Source organism: Halomonas sp. M20 (assembly GCF_020622265.1).
GTDB lineage: Bacteria > Pseudomonadota > Gammaproteobacteria > Pseudomonadales > Halomonadaceae > Modicisalibacter.
Genome location: NZ_JACNMQ010000001.1, coordinates 813548 through 831355 on the forward strand (window position 1 = coordinate 813548; position 17808 = coordinate 831355).

Here is a 17808-nt window from a genome sequence, read left to right on the forward strand (position 1 = left end):
AAAATGCAAAACTCGAAAGCAAAGCTTACGAGATGGAAAGCCTGGCCTTCCATTATCGTTGGCCATTCAGTATGTCGCTGAAAGCCATATTTCAATACTGTCCCCTTGATGGGGTCGGCAAGATGCCTTTCAAGGGGCGCTGATGAAAAAAATCAGCGGCGCGGCTCGTCTTTGGAAATGAAGTCGCCCTCTAGTGTCGAAACATTTTCGTGGTCTTTATCAGCACGTTGATCTTCGAAGGATTCGGCATGCTTGTTGGAAGGTGACTCCCAGCCATCCGCGCCACGTTGATAGCGACTGCTCATGCTATACCCCTGGATTTGAAAAGGGAGGCGTGAGAGCAACTTGCCAAGTGCGCGTCGGGAAGTGGGTAGTAAGCATAGAAAGCCCAGGGCATCGGAGAGAAAGCCGGGTGCCATGAGTAGAGCGCCACCAAAGATCAAGGCTGCACCGGTCATTAGCTCATCCGAAGGGATTTCTCCCTGCGCCAAGCGCTGTTGGGCACGTTGAAAAGTGGCGACACCCTCTCGTCGCACCAGATACAAGCCAATGAATCCGGTGGCAAGGATCAGCGCAAGGGTGGCCAATAACCCAATCTTCGCGCCTACGGAAAACAGGATCACGAAGTCGAGCAGGGCGAAGAGCGTGAAAGCGAGAAGAATCGGCATAGCGGCTCCAGGTCACGGTACTTCTTCAAGGATGGAGGCGGCGGGGGATAATGCAAGTCTTGAAAGGTCAGTAGAAGGGGTTTTTCAGCGTTCCACAGCCGATGTCCAGGGTAGAAAAGAAGTGTTCTTTGCTTTATGCTGCAGTGCACAAATATTCTAGGGTGGAAGACAAAATGCACATTGACGATAAGGTGATTGCAATTACCGGTGGTGCCCAGGGATTGGGGTTAGCCATGGCAAGAATGCTCGGGGAGCGTGGCGCACGTATTGCGTTGATCGACATGGATGCCGCGCGGCTCGATCAAGCGATCAGTACGCTGGCGGATTCTCATGTCCAAGCCGAGGCGTTTGTCGCGAACGTGGCCGAGGAGTCCTCCGTGGTTGACGTGTTTGCCGATATCCACAAAAAGCTCGGGCCAGTGGCTGGGCTGGTCAGCAATGCGGGCATCACTCGAGATGGGCTGCTCGTCAAGGCCAAGGATGGAGAAATCGTTTCGACGATGTCATTGGAGCGGTGGCAAGGGGTGATCGATGTCAATCTGACCGGCGTGTTCCTATGTGGTCGTGAAGCTGCCAGACAGATGATCGAAACCGACACTCAGGGTGTCATCGTCAATATTTCAAGTATTTCCCGGGCCGGGAACATGGGCCAAAGCAACTACGCTGCTGCCAAGGCGGGTGTTGCGGCGCTGACCGTGACCTGGGCCAAAGAGCTGGCGCGTTACGGAATACGCGTAGGGGCGGTGGCGCCCGGTTTCATCGAAACGGAAATGACTGCTTCGATGCGCCCTGAGATTCTGGAAAAAATAACCAAAGGGGTGCCCCTTGGTCGTCTGGGTCTGCCGGAAAATATCGCGGATAGCGTACGCTATATTTTTGAGAACGATTATTACAGTGGTCGTGTATTAGAGTGCGATGGTGCGTTGCGTATCTGAACGTCAAGAACTTGCTCGTTAGCCATTCAAGTGCAGCGAGAAGTGCCTGGGCATTTCTCGCTGCACGACGTAGCGCTATTTAATAAGTAACTTGGTCCCGGAGTGACTCTACGGTCGCATCACCGATACCATTGACTCGGCTCAAATCCTCTGCGCTAGTGAACGGGCCGCTGGCTTCGCGATCTTCGATGATTGCCTGCGCTTTTGCCTTGCCAATCCCGGGAAGCTGAACCAGTACTTCCGCATCGGCACTGTTGATGTTGATATTTTGGGCTTCTTGCGCCAACGCCAAAGAAGCGACGCCAAGAGATAGGCTCAACAAGACTGCCTTCAAAAGTGTTTTCATCTTTGTTCCTTTTTATGGCTGGGCTGTTTGTACGAAATAGCAACCATATAGTAACAATAAATTTACAAACATGGCAAGAAACGTAAAATTTTGTAAGAAAACAGCCCGGATGGATGACGATATCTACTCATGTGAGCAACGTCATTGCCCACCTTCGCTGCTCGATTGGAGCAGTACGCTGATATACTGGTGCAAACCTTGTTTGTGGAGCCGCCATGTCTCTTCCCGCCTCTCCCATAATAATCGCGCTGGATTACCCCTCCATGGATGCGGCCTTGTGCCTGGCGGATCAGCTCGACCCCGTACGTTGTCGTGTCAAGGTAGGTAAGGAGCTATTTACCCGTGCTGGCCCGAACGTGGTGGAGGCACTGCACGGACGTGGCTTCGAAGTATTCCTTGACCTTAAGTTCCACGATATTCCCACGACCGTTGCCGGTGCCGTTCAGGCGGCAGCAGAACAGGGGGTATGGATGGTCAATGTGCATGCCAGTGGTGGGCGGCGAATGATGGAGGCAGCTCGTGAGCGATTGGAAACCAATAATCTGACGACTCATCTCATTGCGGTAACGGTGCTTACGAGCATGGAGCGCAGCGATATGATGGATATCGGATTAGCGGTCGAGCCCTTCGAGCAGGTCGACAGATTGGCAGCTTTGGCTCAATCCTGTGGCCTGGCAGGTGTCGTATGCTCGCCCCAGGAAACGTCACACTTGCGCCAAACCTGTGGCGAGGCGTTTCTTAAGGTGACCCCGGGGATACGTCTCGCATCCAGCCAGAGCGACGATCAGCGTCGTACGTTTACACCGGATGAGGCGCTGAGTGCCGGCAGTACGCATCTGGTCATTGGTCGCCCTATCACCCAGGCTGAAGACCCCATGGTCGCGCTGGCGGATATCGAGAAGACGCTCGTTACTCGCTCTCCAGATCGTTGATCGGTTTGACTGAGCCCCAGCTTCGGCAGCGAGGACAGTGCCAGTGCAGCTGCATGCCCGAAAAGCCGCAACGCTGGCATCGAAAGCGGGGCAGGGCATCCAACCGCTTGCTGATATGTTGTTGCAAGAGCGCAATGTTCTCGTGTTGAGGAACACTCCGATCAAGTAGATAAAGATCCATCAGGTAATCGATACCGCGTAGACTGGGGTTGGCATTGACTTGCTCGACGGCAAACGCGGTTGCCCCAGCGTGATCTCCACGACGTATCATCGATTGCGCAATCATGATCACGGCGCTGATATGAGGCATGGGCTCGTTCAATAGACGCAAACTCTGTTCCAGGCCCTCTTCGTCCTCGAGTTTTAGATAGGCATCGCGCAAGGGCTTTAGGACGATAGGAGTGAATCCTTGACTCTGCTCGGGGATGCGCCTCAAAACACGAATTTCAGCCTTGTAATTTCCAGCCTCTCGCTCGATGTTGGCAAGCAGCCAGTTGGCACGGACGCAGGCAGGATCCGTGGTCAGTGCCTGACGTAGATGCTTGCGTGCCAGAGAGGGGCTGGCCGACTCAAGATGTTGCTGCGCTAATTCGCAGAGCCAATGGGCAGCCGCCCGCCGCATGTCTTCTTCCTGGCGCATTAGCTGTGGAGAGGCGACGTCCAGTGCTTGCTGCCATTCTCGCTCGCGTTCGAAAAGATCTACCAGTAAACGTTTTGCAGAGCGACGTATGTCATTATCCTGAGTGTCGCGAATCAACTGCTGAAGAAGACGTTCGGCACGATCGAGCACACCAAGTTGCAGAAAGTCACGGGACAGTTCCAGCTGGACTTGATCGCTTTGCATTGCGTTCAAAGCAGGACGTGCCAGTAGATTCTGATGAATTCTAACGGCACGATCGGCTTCACCGCGACTACGGAAAAGCGCCCCTAGCGCAATATGTGTATCGACAGTATCGCTGTTGACTTCCAATGCCTGGATGAAGGTCTCGATCGCTCGATCGGGTTGCTCGTTGAGTAGGTAATTGAGCCCGGTGAAGTAATCACGGGGTAGCATGTTCTGCTGCTGCGAATTACGCACTAGCGGCACGCGCTGTAGGCGACCCAGCCACCAGCCGATGGCAATTGCCACCACAAGCAACGCCAGCAGCAAGAAATCAAGCATTTATGGACTTTCCTTGAACTCCTGGATGCGTAGCCGATCGAGTTCCTTGCGTTGCTGCTGATTGTGACGTTGAGCACGGGTCAATAGGGCGCGCAAGCGTAAGTAGACGCCGCTCATGGCCAGCATGCCCAGCAGAACGCCAATGGCCAATGTCACCAAGAGCCATAATGACAGCGAGGCGGGAGGCAGTTCCATCCAGATCAGATTGAGTGGAATCGCTTCCTGATTGTTGACGGCAAAAAGAATGCCTAGCAGCAGCACCAGTAGAAGAATGATGGCTAGCAACAGCCCTTTAAGCCAACGCATAGCGGTGTCCTTTTGAATTTAGATAACAATTGGGTATCAATATCCCAAGGCTCGGCTGGCGTTGACCTGTTCACGCAGTTCCTTGCCTGGTTTGAAGTGTGGCACGAATTTACCTTCCAGATCGACGGCTTCTCCCGTCTTAGGGTTGCGGCCAAGGCGCGGCTCGCGGAAATGCAGAGAAAAACTACCAAAGCCGCGTATCTCCACGCGCCCTCCACTCGCCAGGGAGTCGGTAATATCGTCAAGAATGATGCGCACCGCAGCTTCGACTTCCTTGAGTGACAGCTCTGGCTGGCGCATGGCGATTTGTTCGATCAACTCGGATTTGGTCATCGGATATCTCCGTGCGGCGTACTCTGTAGCCGGCAGGCTGACAGGTCTTGTTGTTCCAATGAGCATACTGCCCAAATCGTGAAAAAACAACGCACTAGCAATAGGATAAAAGAGTGTTTCTTTCTTTGGCGGTAGATTCCTGAATTCGTGACCGGGCTCGGTTATACTGCTTTCACCCAAATACCAACTCGCGAGGTCGGATTGTGAGCGAAGATGTTGTCCTTAAACGGCTGTATTGGCACTCGCGCCGCGGTATGTGGGAGCTCGATCTTCTGCTTATTCCTTTCCTGAAGCATCGCTACAGTGAACTCGATGATGCAGATAAAAAAGCCTACCAGGAATTGATCGAGCAGGAAGACCAGGATCTCTTTACCTGGCTGATGCGCCGCGAGTGGCCACAGGAAGACGCGTTTCGCCGGATTGTCAAAATGATCATCGAATATGCTGAAACAACCGGCAACGATCAATATCGCGCCCTCTAGGCTATGCTGGTGGGCTTCGCTGCTGCTGGCCATGGCAGTATGCATTCTCGTAGCGGCTTACGGCCCGCCCTGGCTGGTCCTGATGGCGGCTTTCATTCTTGGTTCGACTCTTTGGCGTGAAAGAAACCGGCGTGCTCGCTGGCAGCTGCGCTGGGTGCCCGGTACGGGCGGTGGCTGGCAGGCTCGTGGGGCTTCTACTGGTGATTGGCAGAACATAGCGCTGCACTGTGACTACCTGGGGCCTTGGCTGGTCGGTTTGCGCATCGGCAAGCAGCGCCATTGGTTATGGCCGGATAGTGCAAGTCAGTCAGCGCGCCGGTCTCTGCGACGGCTATTGCTGTGGGCTCCTTCGGGAAGCTAGCGTTGCCTTCGAAGCTGTGGGTGCTGAGGCGCTATGATGCGGATAGTCGCGGTTATAATGCAGTCCGCGTGATTCGCGCCGCTCACGGGCGACTCTCAGCAGAATGCCGGCCAAGCCGAGTGCGTGCTTCAGTCGAGTATGGGCCAGAGTGAGCGCCTGTTCTCGCGGTCTTTCCTGGCATCGTTCCTGATACTGTTTCTGATAAAGTCCCGCGTACTCCTCCTCCAGTCGTTTCAGCGCTTCCTCGCCGGCAGTGAGCCCCTCGATGCTACGCACGATGCCGGCGGACTGACTCATTATCTTGCGCATGGCAGTGAATACCTGATTGATGCTCTCGTCAGAGGGCGCCGAGTGCGCACTAGAAGTCGAGTACGCAGCAGGTGTAATTGGCTCGCCATGTTGGCCGGACGTGCTTTCGCGCAATTTTACTGCCGCGGAACGGGCGAATACCAGGCACTCCAGCAGCGAGTTACTGGCCATGCGATTGGCGCCATGCAAGCCCGTACAGGCCACTTCGCCGATGGCATACAAGTGCTCCACATCGCTGGCGCCTTGCAGATCGGTAGCGATGCCTCCGCAGCTGTAGTGTGCCGCAGGAACGACGGGAATAGGGTCGCGAGTGATGTCGAGCCCACGATGCAGGCAGTGGGCGTGGATGGTAGGAAAGTGCTCGCGTATCCGCGCCGCTTCGAGGTGGGTGATATCGAGCAGCACATGAGATGATTCATGGCCTAGCATCTCGGCATGAATGGCCCGAGCGACAATGTCTCGCGGTGCGAGTTCGGCGCGCTCATCGTAGTCCGGCATGAAGCGTACGCCATGAATATTCCGTAGTAGCCCTCCTTCGCCACGCACCGCTTCGCTGATCAGAAAAGGGCTGCCCTGTGGATCGTACAGGCAGGTGGGATGAAACTGCTGAAACTCCAGATTCATCAGCGTGGCGCCTAGCGCCGCCGCCATTGCCATGCCCTCGCCGCAGGCGGGAGCAGGGCTGGTGGTATGTTGATAAAGGCCACTGGCGCCGCCGGTGGCCAGTACGGTGTCCCGGGCTGCCGCGAGCTGAAGCCGATTGTCCGTATCAAGGCAGAGTGCGCCTCGGCAACGGCCCTGGGCATCCTCGAGCAACTCTATGGCCTGCCACGCCTCGATTAGATGAATATCCGGGTGACGGTAGGCATGCTCGAGCAGGGTGTCTATCAGCGCCTTCCCAGTGGCATCCGCTGCGTGGATGATGCGCCGGGCGCCATGTCCGCCTTCCCGAGTGAGATGGTAGGGATAGACGGCGTTCATCGTCGTATCCGGCGTGAAGGGCACACCGAGCGCGATGAGCCAGTCGATCGCCTCCCGGCCATGCTCGACGGTAAAGCGAACCGCGGTTTCGTCGCACAGGCCATCCCCGGCAACCAGCGTATCCTGAACGTGAGCTTCGATGTTATCCGTGGGCGCCAGTACTGCGGCGATCCCCCCTTGCGCCCAGCGGCTTGCGCCAAAGTCGTCCTGTGCCGGCCGTAACAGCGTCACGCAGCGATGCCCGGCCAGTTCGAGAGCCAGAGTCAGACCGGCAACGCCACCGCCGATGATCAGAACGTCGTGTTCGCTATGAGTCATTGTGCCGGGTTCTCGTATCTGAAGAAGAGGATTTGCCGGGTTCGGTGCGTAAGCGCTGGGAATCGCTGACCAGCGTGTGCTGACTTGCACGTCGTCTAAGACGCTTGCTGGGCAAGTGCCTCAAGCGGCCCAAGCGCAGGCTCAGTTCCCGGGTCAGTCTGGTCAGTTCACGATTAAGCCATAAATAACCGCTTGGTCCGAACAGCATCTGCCCATTTTCATCCCGCGCCAAAGTGGCTTGGTTGGCATACTGATCCAGATCCAAGCGTTTTACCTGCACTTCGATGGGCTGACCGGTGCGCACCTGAAATGCCAGTGTACCCAATACACGTGCGAGACGGTGCTGCGCTTCACGCAAGCCATTCATGGCAGCGATGCGTTCGTAGCCAATGCGCGTCACCCAGCGTGTCTGCAGTATCAGTTCGATAGTGGAAAGCATGCGCCTCTGCAAAGATAACAAGCTATCGAGCTCGTTGCGGCGCAAGCGTCGCTCGCTGTGAATGGCATCCACGAGTTTTCTCTGTTCGACCAGCTGGGCAGTGACGGTCTTGAGAAGCTCTTGGGTATCGATGGCGATGTCGTTCTCGGCGGCGGCGCTGGTATGGGCATGGTAGAGGCGCGCCAGCTTGTCGAGATTGTCGGCGAGTAAAAAGCGCAGCACGTCCGTTGCCTTCTGCGGCATGACCAGCACGGTGACAAGGATCCCGATCAGCGTTCCCAGCAGCACATTGAAGGCCCGCCACAGGGCTATGTCCAGGTCGTGATTGCCGCTGCCGACTACCAGCAGTACGGAGATGCCGAATATCAAGGCACTGTAGCCATAGCGGGTGGCGAAGGTTGCGTAGGTCGCCAAGGCGATGCTGATCAATGTCCATAGGGGCACTACCCCAGCCGGCGGATCGGGAATCAGCATCAACATGATGCCCCAGATGATACCCAGAATCGTACCCAGCAGTCGTTGCCCGCCCTTGTCCAACACGCTGCCGACATTGGGCAGATTGCCAACCACCGCCAGGGTGCTGATCAGCGCCCAGCTGCCGTGTGGAATTTGCAGTGTCGAGATGAGGATGAAGGTGGCCGCTAGTGCCAGGCTAGTACGCAGTACATGTAGATAGTGGCGGTAGCGGTAGCTGAAATAAGGATCGCGAAGACGCAGCAATGACATCGACGATAACTCTTCAGCAGGTAGGTTGCAGTTCACGAAACAAGGGAGCGGCCTGGGATATCACAGAGCGCGCATAGCGTCATCATGCGGAAGAACGGACGAGATAACGTATTCACGACTGGTGCCCGGAGCCGGGCTCGAACCGGCACGGAGTATAACCTCCGAGGGATTTTAAGTCCCTTGCGTCTACCAATTTCGCCATCCGGGCGGGGATCGGGAAGGGCGCACAGCCAAGGATAATATGGAGGCTGGAGTCGGAATCGAACCGGCGTACACGGAGTTGCAGTCCGCTGCATAACCACTCTGCCATCCAGCCTCTGAGCGCGATTCAAACGTTAAAGCAAAATAGAAAATCAATAAGCTAGTATTTCGTCATGCTAGCTCGTCAATCGGGCGCTATTGATTGTCTGCTTTATCGTTGAAGTGAGCGTTTGGCGTGGGAAACGAGAGCCAATCGGGCTGGCGTTCCAGCTTGCGACTTTCACCGTTTTTGCTGCCAAACATGGAGCGGGAAACGAGATTCGAACTCGCGACCCTCGCCTTGGCAAGGCGATGCTCTACCACTGAGCTATTCCCGCTCGACTCGATGAGGCATTCTACAGATAAGGGCGCCTCTGTCAAACGCTTATCGCCTCTGCCGGCTACATCGAGCGAGACAGCTCAGGCCAGGCGGCGCGAAGATATTGCAGCATCGACCATAGCGTCAAGACTGCTGCGGCATAGAGCGTAATGATCCCAATCGTCGCGATTTGAGTCGTTGGTGCCCAGCCAAGCAACAGTAGTAGGGCAACCATCTGTAAGGTTGTCTTGACCTTGCCGACCCAGGACACGGCAACATGACCGCGCTTACCCATTTCCGCCATCCATTCCCGCAATGCGGAAATCACGATTTCCCGGCCGATGATGACTAGGGCTGGCAGGGTCAGCCAAAGTGAATCGAAGCGTTCGATCAACAGCGCCAGCGCTACCGCCACCATGACCTTGTCCGCCACCGGATCGAGGAAGGCGCCAAACGGCGTGCTCTGGTTCCAGCGGCGTGCCAGATAGCCGTCCAGCCAGTCTGTGAGGGCGGCCAGGCCGAACAGCAATGCGGTGAGCTTCAGGCTCCAGGCATAAGGGGCATAGAACAGGATCACCAGCAACGGAATGAATACGATGCGAGCCAGTGTAAGGATGTTGGGTATGTTCATCTAAATAACATGGGTCCATGCCAGTGATCGAGAGCCACCATTCTATGCGTCTTTGCGCCAATCATCCATGCAGCGCCTGATGGATGGAAGTGGCGAGGCTGGCGCTGATACCCGGCACCCGGGCAAGTTCCTCGCGGCTGGCATGACGAACGCCCTGTAGCCCCCCGAAGAATCGTAGCAGTTCGCGACGTCGCTTAGGGCCGACCCCAGGAATATCCTGCAGTGTGGAGGTGCGACGCGTCTTGTCCCGGCGTTGCCGATGGCCGGTGATGGCGAAACGGTGGGCCTCATCGCGGATATGCTGTACCAGGTGCAGCGCCGCCGAGCTGCCCTCGAGGTTCAAGCTGTTGTCGACGGTTTCGAGAAACAGCGTCTCCAGGCCAGGTTTGCGGGTCGTGCCCTTGGCGACGCCCACCAGCCGAATATGACTGATACCCAGCGCTTCGAAAACGTCCCTTGCCATGTTGAGCTGACCCTTGCCGCCATCCACCAGCAGAATATCCGGACATTTGCCTTCGCCTTGCTGAAGACGCTTGAAGCGGCGTGTAAGCGCCTGACGCATGGCGGCGTAATCGTCGCCGGCGGCAACGCCCTCGATATTGAAGCGTCGATAATCGGACTTTACCGGGCCGTCCTGATCGAACACCACGCAGGAAGCGACCGTGGCTTCGCCGTGGCTATGGCTGATATCGAAACATTCCAGCCGTGTCGGTGTCGTTTCCATGCTCAGTGCATCGCGCAAAGCCTCGAAGCGCTTCGACAGCTGAGTGCGATTGGCAAGCTGGGTCGCCAGTGACTGCTCGGCGTTGGTGCGGGCCAGCTGCAGCCACTGAGCGCGATGACCGCGTACCTGGTGTGTCAAGCGCACATGCTTGCCGGCTTGCTCACTGAACGCCCCCTGGAGTATCTCGCTGTCGGGAAGAGGGTGGCTCGTGATGACTTCCTGAGGCAGTTCGCGTCTTTGGCCGAGATAGAATTGACTGACGAACTCGCCTAGTAGCTCTGAAGCGGGAAGATCGAGGCCGTTCTCGGGACTGTGATGACGCGCACCCAGCATGCGCCCCTGGCGTACCGTCAATACGCTGATGCCAAAGCCACCCGGCCGCTCCACCAGCGCAAAGATATCCGCATCGCCGGAGCCGGTATCGACGATCTGGCGTTCCTGAAGCCGACGCAACTGCTGTACCTGATCCCGCAGGCGCGCTGCTTCTTCGAACTCCAGGTTGCGGCTGGCCGTTTCCATGGCCGTCATCAACTGTCCGGTCACCTGCTCGCTCTTGCCTTCCAGGCACATCACCGCGTGCTCGAGGTCGCGTTGATACTCCTGCTTGTCGATATAGCCCACACAAGGCGCGCTGCAACGATTGATTTGATACTGCAGGCAAGGCCGATTGCGATGAGCAAACACCGTATCCTCGCAATTGCGAATACGAAAGATCTTCTGCATCAGCGCCAGGCTCTCCCGCACCGCGCTGGAGCTGGGGTAAGGGCCAAGATACTGTCCGTCATTGCGTTTGTGGCGTACGCGCTTGAACTCGAGGGCCGGGTAGGGGTGGCGGTCGCTGACAAAGACATAAGGGTAGGATTTGTCATCCCGCAACAGGATGTTGTAAGGCGGGCGCAGCTCCTTGATCAGGGTCTGTTCGAGCAGTAACGCCTCGGTCTCGCTACGGGTAATGGTGACTTGCACATCGCGGATACGTGCGACCAGGGCCTGGGTCTTGGTGTTGAGGGCGCCACGAAAATAACTCGCAAGACGCGCCTTGAGACGCTTCGCCTTGCCCACGTAAAGCACATTGCCGTCGCTATCGAGCATGCGATAGACACCCGGCGATTCACTGACGGTCTTGAGAAAGTGTTTGGCGTCGAAACTCATGCCACCATCGATATTGCTGAGTTGATAGTGTCACGATACCAGATCGCTCCTGGTTTAGGAGCGCTGGCCCCCCTTATGGCGTGAATTCAATGCGCTTCGGTGAATCCTTCCACTAGTCCATGACGCAGGCCAAGATGGGTAAGCTCCACATCGGTTTGCAGCCCAAGCTTGTCGAAAATACGATAGCGATAGGTATTGACCGTCTTGGGGCTCAGGAAAAGCCGATCCGAAATATCGTTCACCTTGTGGCAGTTGATGATCATCATCGCGACCTGCATTTCCCGGCTCGAAAGCTGATCGAAAGGATTGTCCTGGGTATCCATCTTGGCCAATACCAGGCGCTGGGCGATCTCGGGGCTGATATAGCGCTGACCGAGCTGAATGGCGCGAATCGCACGCACGACTTCATCCATTGCAGTGCCTTTGCTGATGAAGCCGCTGGCACCCGCTTCAAGCAGTCGCTGAGCGAAGGTCTCTTCCAGGTAGGCGGTCAGGATCACCACCTTGATATCGGACATGCCGCGAGCGATCTTGCGGGTAGCCTCCAACCCGCCGATACCGGGCATGCGAATGTCCATCAGGACGATATCGGGCCGTAACGTTCGCGCCAGGCTAAGCGCTTCTTCACCTGTGGCGGCCTCTCCAACGACCTGGATGCCGTCTTCCTGGCTGAGCATATGGGCAATGCTGGTACGCACCAGATGATGATCATCCGCAACTATAACCTTGATCAAGTCCGCTCCTGACAAGAAAGATTTCGTTTGGTATCGGCACTGCCGCGAAGGAATCAATGAGTGTAATATTCACGAAACGTTGATTCCACTCTTGATAATCATCGGTAGCAACACAAAAGATATTGACGTCGAGGTGGTTGGCACATAGTATACGCGCCGTTCCACTTTTGTATTGATTCAGATCTATTTTGGATCTGGATAGACAAAAGTACGGGGAACATCCGACGATCGTTTCGTGGCGTCGTCTGGGGCCTTAGCTCAGCTGGGAGAGCGCAACACTGGCAGTGTTGAGGTCAGCGGTTCGATCCCGCTAGGCTCCACCAACATAATTCCCGATCTAGCCGCCTGAGTATTCGTTCAGGCGGCTTTTTCATGCCGCATCGCGCCCAAGCGTTCCCCGCCCTTGTAGAAACCCGGATGTTAAAGCCAGCCGGCATTCACGCTCCGTTCTGGCGTTCGAACAGGATCAGATGATCCGCCTGGATGCGTACCGGAATGTGTTCGCCTGGGGCGTAGTCATGATGGCTGTTGAAAGAGGCCTCGACCACTTGCCGAGAAGGCAGGCGTAATCGATAAAGCGAATTGGCCCCGGTAAAGATGCGCTGCTCCACCTTCGCCATGAGTTCGCTATCCTTGTCGAGTACGATGTCGTCGGGTCTCAACAGGACATCGACCGGTGCATTCTTTTCGAAAGGGTAGGCCCGGTTGCCAGTAATATCGCCAATTTCGGTATTTACCGTCTCATGATCTTTCATGGTGCCCGGTATGAAAAAGCCCTGCCCGATGAAATTGGCGACGAACCGGGTCGCTGGTTCGTGGTAAAGATTGTAGGGCGTATCCCACTGTTGCAGATAGCCGCCGTGCAGTACGCCGACCTGATCCGCCAGGGCAAAGGCTTCCTGTTGATCATGGGTGACCATGATAGCGCTGATGCCGAGCTTTTTGAGGATGTTTCGAACCTCCTGGCTAAGCTGGCGGCGCAGCTCTACATCCAGATTGGAGAACGGTTCGTCCAGCAATAGCAGGCGCGGCTGCGGGGCCAAAGCACGTGCCAAGGCCACGCGCTGCTGCTGACCGCCGGAAAGCGCATGGGGATAGCGCTTGGCAAGACGCGTCAGGCCCACTAACTCGAGCAGTTCTTCGACCCGCTGTCGACGCTGATCGCGGGGCAGCTTGCGTAAGCCAAACGCCACATTGTCGAGGATCGAGAGATGCGGAAATAGCGCATAATCCTGAAATACCATGCCCACCTGGCGTTTTTCCGGTGCGACGAGCGTGGTTGAATCAGAGAGTGTCATGCCTTCGAGGGTGATACTGCCCTCCGCTACAGGTTCGAAACCGGCAATGGCGCGCAGTAGCGTGGTCTTGCCGCAGCCGGATGGGCCCAGCAGACAACAAAGGTCGCCTCTATTGAGAGAGAAATTGACGTGAGATGTCACTACGGTAGACCCGTAGCGGCACTCCAATTCGTCGACCTGTAGTAGCGGTTGGCCCATGGCGATTAATCGATGTGTCCGAGAAGCAGAAATTCCAGTAGTGCCTTTTGTGCATGCAGGCGGTTACCGGCTTCTTGCCAGACTACGGCGCGCGGGTCGTCCAGCAGGGTGGTGCTGATCTCCTCGCCGCGATGGGCCGGCAGGCAGTGCAAAAAGAGCACATCGGAAGCCGCCGTATCGAGCATCGCCTCCGTCACCTGGAAGCCTTTGAAAGCACGTTCGCGAGCGCTCTGTTCCTGCTCCTGGCCCATGGAAGCCCATACATCAGTGGTGACGAGATCCGCGTCCTCCGCTGCCTGCCGAGGGTCGCGCAGGATGCTGACCCGGTCGCCGGCGGCGGTGACAATCGCTGGGTCGGGATCATAGCCCTCGGGGCAGCAGACGCGCAACGTGAAGTCGAACTGGCGCGCGGCATTGATCCAGGAATGGCACATGTTGTTGCCGTCGCCGATCCATACCGCCGTCTTGCCTTGGATCGCGCCGCGACATTCGACCCAGGTCATCATGTCCGCCAGCAGCTGGCAGGGGTGATAATCATCACTCAACGCATTGATGACTGGCACGGAGCTCGCTTCGGCAAAGGCCTCTAGATCGGCATGGGAGAACGTGCGGATCATCACTGCATCGACCATCTCCGACAATACTCGCGCGGTATCACCGATCGGTTCGCCGCGGCCAAGCTGGGTATCCCGGGGAGAAAGAAATAGCGCATGACCGCCAAACTGCGCCATGGCTGTCTCGAAGGAGACCCGCGTACGAGTCGAGGATTTCTCGAAGATCATTGCCAGGGTACGGTTGGCAAAAGGCGTATAGTCGGGCCCATGAGCTTTGAGTTCGCTCTTGATCCGAATGGCTCGAGCGATCAAATAGTCAAGCTCTTCCGAGCTGAGATCCAGCAGGGTCAGAAAATGGCGTGTCGCCATGGCAAGCTCCTGGGGCGGTGAACGAAAGCCGCGAACGAAAAAGCATCGCGTCACGGCAGCCATGGCTACCGTGTGTTAAACGAATATCGGGTTGTGCGGAAAATCCATCATCCTAGCCACAGCTGGTAGCCAGCGCAACGCATGACTGGAAACGTTCTCTTGCCGGGGCTGTTTTCGGGCGCGTGCACCAGTAGAATAGTGATCACGCTTTCATTCACTTATTACGCGGCGACGGTTATCCGACCGCGCCCCGTACAGGAATCCTGACATGAGCACCACTCTCGACAACATCAAGCAACAGGTCAGCGAAAACCCGATTCTCATCTACATGAAGGGCACGCCTCAGCTACCGCAGTGCGGTTTTTCCGCGCAAACGGTACAGGCGCTGATGGCATGCGGCGAGCGCTTTGCCTTCGTCAATATACTGGACAACCCCGATATTCGTGCCGAACTGCCCAAATATGCCAATTGGCCGACTTTTCCACAGCTGTGGCTCAATGGCGAGCTGGTGGGCGGCTGCGATATCGTCGTCGAGATGTATCAGAACGGTGAGCTGGAGCCAATGATCAAGGAGGCGGCAGCCAAGGCTGGTGCAGACGAAGAAAAGGCAGGCGATGCCTGACGCATATGGAATAGTTGCGATATAGGTAGTTACTGTTTGATGCCAAAGGCCCTCGGAGTCGATCCGGGGGCCTTTGCGTTGGCGTCAATGAGAGCCTGCGACTCAGCGCTCGTCCAGCCCCTGCTCGCGCTGCGTCAGGCTCCAGCCCCCCAGATCCTTGAAGCGGTTGACGATGGAGCAGAATAGCTCAGCGGTACGTTCGGTATCGTAGCGTGCCGAATGCGCCTCGGAATTGTCGAACTCGATGCCCGCAGCGCGACAAGCCCGGGCGAGTACCGTCTGACCGTAGACCAATCCCGAGAGGGTAGCGGTATCGAAGCTCGAAAAAGGGTGAAACGGGTTGCGTTTGACGCCGCAGCGAGCAATGGCTGCATTGAGAAAGCCATGATCGAAGGCCGCGTTATGACCCACCAGAATGGCCCGAGTGCACTTATTGGACTTGATGGCCTTGCGCACCGGACGAAAGATTTCACCAAGCGCTGCGGATTCCGACAGACTCACACGCTTGCGCAGCGGATTGGCGAGATCGATGCCGGTAAAATCGAGTGCCGCCTGGTCGATATTGGCTCCCTCGAAAGGCTCTACATGAAAAGAAAAAGTGGCATCAGGTAGTAGATTGCCCTCGAAGTCCATGGTCAGCGTGACCGCCGCAATTTCCAGAATGGCATCCCGCTCGGCATTGAAGCCTCCGGTTTCAATGTCCATCACCACGGGTAGAAAGCTACGAAAGCGCTGAGCCATCATGGGTTGGCCATTCGCCTCGGTCATGCATCGCTCCCTTGCCAGTTCATCCAGAGTGTCGTTTTCACTCTTGCTAGTATGAAGTGAAAAGCCCACGAGAACGACCTCTATTTCCATTAGAGTCAACTAACGTTCCCTGCGATCGAATATCGATACCCGGAGAATGAGCGCCATCACCGTAATGAAGGGCAGAGCGACGGTATTCGCCCAAAGCCAACGGCGCTATACTGAGCGGCCATCGATACAGCCAAGGAGCCTAGAATGTCCGACGTCAACAAGGTCGTGCTCGCCTATTCCGGCGGCCTGGATACATCCGTGATCGTCAAGTGGTTGCAGGAGACATACGGCTGCGAAGTGGTGACCTTTACGGCGGACATCGGCCAGGGCGAAGAGGTGGAGCCGGCCCGGGAGAAAGCCAAGGCACTGGGGGTCAAGGAGATCTATATCGAGGATCTGCGCGAAGAGTTCGTGCGCGATTATGTCTATCCGATGTTCCGTGCCAATACCATCTATGAAGGCGAATACCTGCTGGGCACCTCCATCGCACGTCCGCTGATCGCCAAGCGCCTGATCGAGATCGCCAACGAAACCGGCGCGGACGCCATTTCCCACGGCGCCACCGGGAAGGGCAACGATCAGGTACGCTTCGAACTGGGTGCCTATGCGCTCAAGCCCGGGGTCAAGGTCATCGCGCCCTGGCGCGAGTGGGATCTGACTTCCCGGGAAAAGCTCATGAACTACTGCGAGCAGCACGACATCCCGGTGGATTTCTCCAAGAGCAAGAAGAAGTCGCCTTACTCCATGGACGCCAATCTGCTGCATATCTCCTACGAGGGCGGCATTCTCGAGGACCCCTGGGCCGAGGCCGAGGAGGACATGTGGCGCTGGAGTGTCTCGCCGGAGGCGGCACCGGATCAGCCTACCTATATCGATCTGACCTTCGAGAAGGGCGATATCGTCGCCATCGACGGTGAATTCCTAAAGCCCCACGACGTGCTGGCAAAGCTCAACCAGCTTGGCGGCGACAACGGTATCGGGCGCCTCGATATCGTCGAGAACCGCTACGTGGGCATGAAGTCTCGCGGCTGCTACGAAACCCCGGGGGGCACCATCATGCTGCGCGCCCACCGCGCCATCGAATCGCTGACCCTGGATCGCGAAGCGGCGCACTTGAAAGACGAACTGATGCCCAAGTACGCCGAGGTCATCTACAACGGCTATTGGTGGAGTCCGGAGCGGCGCATGCTACAGGCGGCCATCGACGAGACCCAGACGTTCGTCAATGGCGTGGTGCGCATGAAGCTCTACAAGGGCAACGCCATCGTCGCCGGTCGCAAGTCCGAGCAATCCCTGTTCGACGAGTCCATCGCCACCTTCGAGGACGATGCCGGCGCCTACGATCAGAAGGACGCCGAGGGGTTCATCAAGCTCAATGCACTACGTTTACGCATTGCCGCCGGTAAGGGCCGCATCGCAAGCTGAAAATGGTCTGCGCTCGACCATACTGTGTTAAAAATCGACTCAAAATGCTCATTTACACCCGGTAAACTCCGCTTCTTCGTCGATTTTTGCCTTGTCTGGTCTTCGCTCGACAGCATTTTCATGTCTGGTTCAAAAGTTGGGAGGCAGCATGCTCAAGAAACTGATCGACGGCTTGTTTCGTGGTGGCAGCGACAATGCCGAGGAAATGCCGGCGACGGAGCATCGCGGCTATCTGATCACCCCGGATCCTCAGGATGCCGGGGGGCAATACCGCGTCAGCGGTTGGATTCGCAAGCCGGTCGCGCAAGGCGAGACCCTGGAGCATCGCTTCGAGCGTTCGGATACGGTCGGTAGCCGGGAATCCTGCGTCGAACTGATCCTTAGAAAGGCCGAACGCTATATCGATGATGTCGGGGATGACATGTTCAAGCGTTAGGGAAGCACTT

Annotated in this window: 20 protein-coding genes and 4 tRNA genes; 8 read left to right on the forward strand and 16 right to left on the reverse strand. The window is 56.7% G+C overall.

Annotated elements, in window-relative coordinates; genetic code table 11:
• Nucleotides 1–152: 152 nt before the first annotated feature.
• Complete coding sequence (locus tag H7850_RS03760) at nt 153–668, reverse strand: FxsA family protein (RefSeq protein ID WP_227368043.1); 516 nt, start codon at nt 666–668, stop codon at nt 153–155.
• 173 nt (nt 669–841) lie between these two features.
• Here H7850_RS03760 and H7850_RS03765 point away from each other — a divergent pair, with 173 nt between their 5' ends.
• Nucleotides 842–1603, forward strand: coding sequence for an SDR family oxidoreductase (locus H7850_RS03765; RefSeq protein ID WP_227368044.1), 762 nt, complete (start codon nt 842–844; stop codon nt 1601–1603).
• Between the two features lie 79 nt (nt 1604–1682).
• Here the strand turns inward: H7850_RS03765 and H7850_RS03770 are convergent, their stop codons facing one another.
• Nucleotides 1683–1949, reverse strand: coding sequence for a ComEA family DNA-binding protein (locus H7850_RS03770; RefSeq protein WP_227368045.1), 267 nt, complete (start codon nt 1947–1949; stop codon nt 1683–1685).
• Nucleotides 1950–2164: 215 nt separating this feature from the next.
• Here H7850_RS03770 and pyrF point away from each other — a divergent pair, with 215 nt between their 5' ends.
• Nucleotides 2165–2881 (forward strand): orotidine-5'-phosphate decarboxylase, encoded by a 717-nt coding sequence (gene pyrF / locus H7850_RS03775; protein ID WP_227368046.1) that lies wholly within the window; start codon nt 2165–2167, stop codon nt 2879–2881.
• On the opposite strand, the gene lapB is transcribed toward pyrF, so the two are convergent.
• Genes lapB through H7850_RS03790 form a run of 3 tightly spaced genes read right to left on the reverse strand, consistent with a single transcriptional unit; the run spans nt 2859 to nt 4682 of the window.
• Nucleotides 2859–4043 carry a lipopolysaccharide assembly protein LapB gene (gene lapB / locus H7850_RS03780; RefSeq protein ID WP_227368047.1) on the reverse strand — a complete coding sequence of 395 codons (1185 nt, stop codon included), beginning with the start codon at nt 4041–4043 and terminating at the stop codon, nt 2859–2861. The genes pyrF and lapB overlap by 23 nt on opposite strands.
• Nucleotides 4044–4349: a LapA family protein gene (locus H7850_RS03785; RefSeq protein ID WP_227368048.1), complete on the reverse strand. Its 306-nt coding sequence runs from the start codon at nt 4347–4349 to the stop codon at nt 4044–4046. It abuts the gene before it with no gap.
• A gap of 36 nt (nt 4350–4385) precedes the next feature.
• Nucleotides 4386–4682, reverse strand: a complete 297-nt coding sequence (locus H7850_RS03790) for an integration host factor subunit beta (protein ID WP_227368049.1) — start codon at nt 4680–4682, stop codon at nt 4386–4388.
• Between the two features lie 254 nt (nt 4683–4936).
• Here H7850_RS03790 and H7850_RS03795 point away from each other — a divergent pair, with 254 nt between their 5' ends.
• Nucleotides 4937–5164, forward strand: coding sequence for a succinate dehydrogenase assembly factor 2 (locus H7850_RS03795; RefSeq protein ID WP_264477239.1), 228 nt, complete (start codon nt 4937–4939; stop codon nt 5162–5164).
• Complete coding sequence (locus H7850_RS03800) at nt 5124–5525, forward strand: protein YgfX (protein ID WP_227368051.1); 402 nt, start codon at nt 5124–5126, stop codon at nt 5523–5525. Before H7850_RS03795 ends, H7850_RS03800 begins: the two co-directional genes overlap by 41 nt.
• On the opposite strand, the gene nadB is transcribed toward H7850_RS03800, so the two are convergent.
• The 8 genes from nadB to uvrY all read right to left on the reverse strand — a co-directional run bounded on the left by nadB (nt 5496) and on the right by uvrY (nt 12098).
• The gene (gene nadB, locus H7850_RS03805) at nt 5496–7133 is read right to left on the reverse strand and encodes an L-aspartate oxidase (RefSeq protein ID WP_227368052.1); all 1638 of its coding nucleotides are present in this window, start codon (nt 7131–7133) and stop codon (nt 5496–5498) included. The genes H7850_RS03800 and nadB overlap by 30 nt on opposite strands.
• Nucleotides 7123–8298 carry an FUSC family protein gene (locus H7850_RS03810; RefSeq protein ID WP_227368053.1) on the reverse strand — a complete coding sequence of 392 codons (1176 nt, stop codon included), beginning with the start codon at nt 8296–8298 and terminating at the stop codon, nt 7123–7125. Before H7850_RS03810 ends, nadB begins: the two co-directional genes overlap by 11 nt.
• A 119-nt stretch (nt 8299–8417) precedes the next feature.
• Nucleotides 8418–8506: transfer RNA gene (locus H7850_RS03815), tRNA-Leu, on the reverse strand.
• Nucleotides 8507–8540: 34 nt separating this feature from the next.
• Nucleotides 8541–8614, reverse strand: a tRNA-Cys gene (locus H7850_RS03820).
• A gap of 187 nt (nt 8615–8801) precedes the next feature.
• Nucleotides 8802–8876, reverse strand: a tRNA-Gly gene (locus H7850_RS03825).
• Between the two features lie 63 nt (nt 8877–8939).
• Entirely contained in the window at nt 8940–9488 is a 549-nt protein-coding gene (gene pgsA, locus H7850_RS03830) for a CDP-diacylglycerol--glycerol-3-phosphate 3-phosphatidyltransferase (protein ID WP_227368054.1), read from the reverse strand.
• Between the two features lie 61 nt (nt 9489–9549).
• Nucleotides 9550–11364, reverse strand: coding sequence for an excinuclease ABC subunit UvrC (uvrC, locus tag H7850_RS03835; RefSeq protein WP_227368055.1), 1815 nt, complete (start codon nt 11362–11364; stop codon nt 9550–9552).
• Between the two features lie 86 nt (nt 11365–11450).
• Nucleotides 11451–12098, reverse strand: a complete 648-nt coding sequence (gene uvrY, locus H7850_RS03840; RefSeq protein WP_227368056.1) for a UvrY/SirA/GacA family response regulator transcription factor — start codon at nt 12096–12098, stop codon at nt 11451–11453.
• Between the two features lie 247 nt (nt 12099–12345).
• Between uvrY and H7850_RS03845 the strand changes: the two genes are divergently transcribed.
• Nucleotides 12346–12421: transfer RNA gene (locus H7850_RS03845), tRNA-Ala, on the forward strand.
• 114 nt (nt 12422–12535) lie between these two features.
• On the opposite strand, the gene H7850_RS03850 is transcribed toward H7850_RS03845, so the two are convergent.
• On the reverse strand, nt 12536–13594 hold the full coding sequence (locus H7850_RS03850; protein ID WP_227368057.1) for an ABC transporter ATP-binding protein: 1059 nt from the start codon (nt 13592–13594) through the stop codon (nt 12536–12538).
• 5 nt (nt 13595–13599) lie between these two features.
• Complete coding sequence (gene argF / locus H7850_RS03855; RefSeq protein ID WP_227368058.1) at nt 13600–14517, reverse strand: ornithine carbamoyltransferase; 918 nt, start codon at nt 14515–14517, stop codon at nt 13600–13602.
• Nucleotides 14518–14785: 268 nt separating this feature from the next.
• Here argF and H7850_RS03860 point away from each other — a divergent pair, with 268 nt between their 5' ends.
• Nucleotides 14786–15139, forward strand: a complete 354-nt coding sequence (locus H7850_RS03860) for a Grx4 family monothiol glutaredoxin (protein WP_227368059.1) — start codon at nt 14786–14788, stop codon at nt 15137–15139.
• A gap of 102 nt (nt 15140–15241) precedes the next feature.
• Here the strand turns inward: H7850_RS03860 and rnt are convergent, their stop codons facing one another.
• Nucleotides 15242–15907 carry a ribonuclease T gene (gene rnt / locus H7850_RS03865; RefSeq protein WP_227368060.1) on the reverse strand — a complete coding sequence of 222 codons (666 nt, stop codon included), beginning with the start codon at nt 15905–15907 and terminating at the stop codon, nt 15242–15244.
• Nucleotides 15908–16141: 234 nt separating this feature from the next.
• Here rnt and H7850_RS03870 point away from each other — a divergent pair, with 234 nt between their 5' ends.
• Together H7850_RS03870 and H7850_RS03875 are read left to right on the forward strand one after the other, a co-directional pair.
• Complete coding sequence (locus H7850_RS03870) at nt 16142–17362, forward strand: argininosuccinate synthase (RefSeq protein WP_227368061.1); 1221 nt, start codon at nt 16142–16144, stop codon at nt 17360–17362.
• A gap of 148 nt (nt 17363–17510) precedes the next feature.
• Nucleotides 17511–17798, forward strand: coding sequence for an HlyU family transcriptional regulator (locus H7850_RS03875; protein WP_227368062.1), 288 nt, complete (start codon nt 17511–17513; stop codon nt 17796–17798).
• The last annotated feature ends 10 nt before the right edge of the window (nt 17799–17808 follow it).

Bases quoted from the DNA above. Each gene is read 5' to 3' on its own strand.
- H7850_RS03760 (WP_227368043.1), bottom strand. From the start codon at position 668: ATGCCGATTCTTCTCGCTTTCACGCTCTTCGCCCTGCTCGACTTCGTG.
- H7850_RS03765 (WP_227368044.1), top strand. From the start codon at position 842: ATGCACATTGACGATAAGGTGATTGCAATTACCGGTGGTGCCCAGGGA.
- H7850_RS03770 (WP_227368045.1), bottom strand. From the start codon at position 1,949: ATGAAAACACTTTTGAAGGCAGTCTTGTTGAGCCTATCTCTTGGCGTC.
- pyrF (WP_227368046.1), top strand. From the start codon at position 2,165: ATGTCTCTTCCCGCCTCTCCCATAATAATCGCGCTGGATTACCCCTCC.
- lapB (WP_227368047.1), bottom strand. From the start codon at position 4,043: ATGCTTGATTTCTTGCTGCTGGCGTTGCTTGTGGTGGCAATTGCCATC.
- H7850_RS03785 (WP_227368048.1), bottom strand. From the start codon at position 4,349: ATGCGTTGGCTTAAAGGGCTGTTGCTAGCCATCATTCTTCTACTGGTG.
- H7850_RS03790 (WP_227368049.1), bottom strand. From the start codon at position 4,682: ATGACCAAATCCGAGTTGATCGAACAAATCGCCATGCGCCAGCCAGAG.
- H7850_RS03795 (WP_264477239.1), top strand. From the start codon at position 4,937: ATGTGGGAGCTCGATCTTCTGCTTATTCCTTTCCTGAAGCATCGCTAC.
- H7850_RS03800 (WP_227368051.1), top strand. From the start codon at position 5,124: ATGCTGAAACAACCGGCAACGATCAATATCGCGCCCTCTAGGCTATGC.
- nadB (WP_227368052.1), bottom strand. From the start codon at position 7,133: ATGACTCATAGCGAACACGACGTTCTGATCATCGGCGGTGGCGTTGCC.
- H7850_RS03810 (WP_227368053.1), bottom strand. From the start codon at position 8,298: ATGTCATTGCTGCGTCTTCGCGATCCTTATTTCAGCTACCGCTACCGC.
- pgsA (WP_227368054.1), bottom strand. From the start codon at position 9,488: ATGAACATACCCAACATCCTTACACTGGCTCGCATCGTATTCATTCCG.
- uvrC (WP_227368055.1), bottom strand. From the start codon at position 11,364: ATGAGTTTCGACGCCAAACACTTTCTCAAGACCGTCAGTGAATCGCCG.
- H7850_RS03850 (WP_227368057.1), bottom strand. From the start codon at position 13,594: ATGGGCCAACCGCTACTACAGGTCGACGAATTGGAGTGCCGCTACGGG.
- argF (WP_227368058.1), bottom strand. From the start codon at position 14,517: ATGGCGACACGCCATTTTCTGACCCTGCTGGATCTCAGCTCGGAAGAG.
- H7850_RS03860 (WP_227368059.1), top strand. From the start codon at position 14,786: ATGAGCACCACTCTCGACAACATCAAGCAACAGGTCAGCGAAAACCCG.
- rnt (WP_227368060.1), bottom strand. From the start codon at position 15,907: ATGACCGAGGCGAATGGCCAACCCATGATGGCTCAGCGCTTTCGTAGC.
- H7850_RS03870 (WP_227368061.1), top strand. From the start codon at position 16,142: ATGTCCGACGTCAACAAGGTCGTGCTCGCCTATTCCGGCGGCCTGGAT.
- H7850_RS03875 (WP_227368062.1), top strand. From the start codon at position 17,511: ATGCTCAAGAAACTGATCGACGGCTTGTTTCGTGGTGGCAGCGACAAT.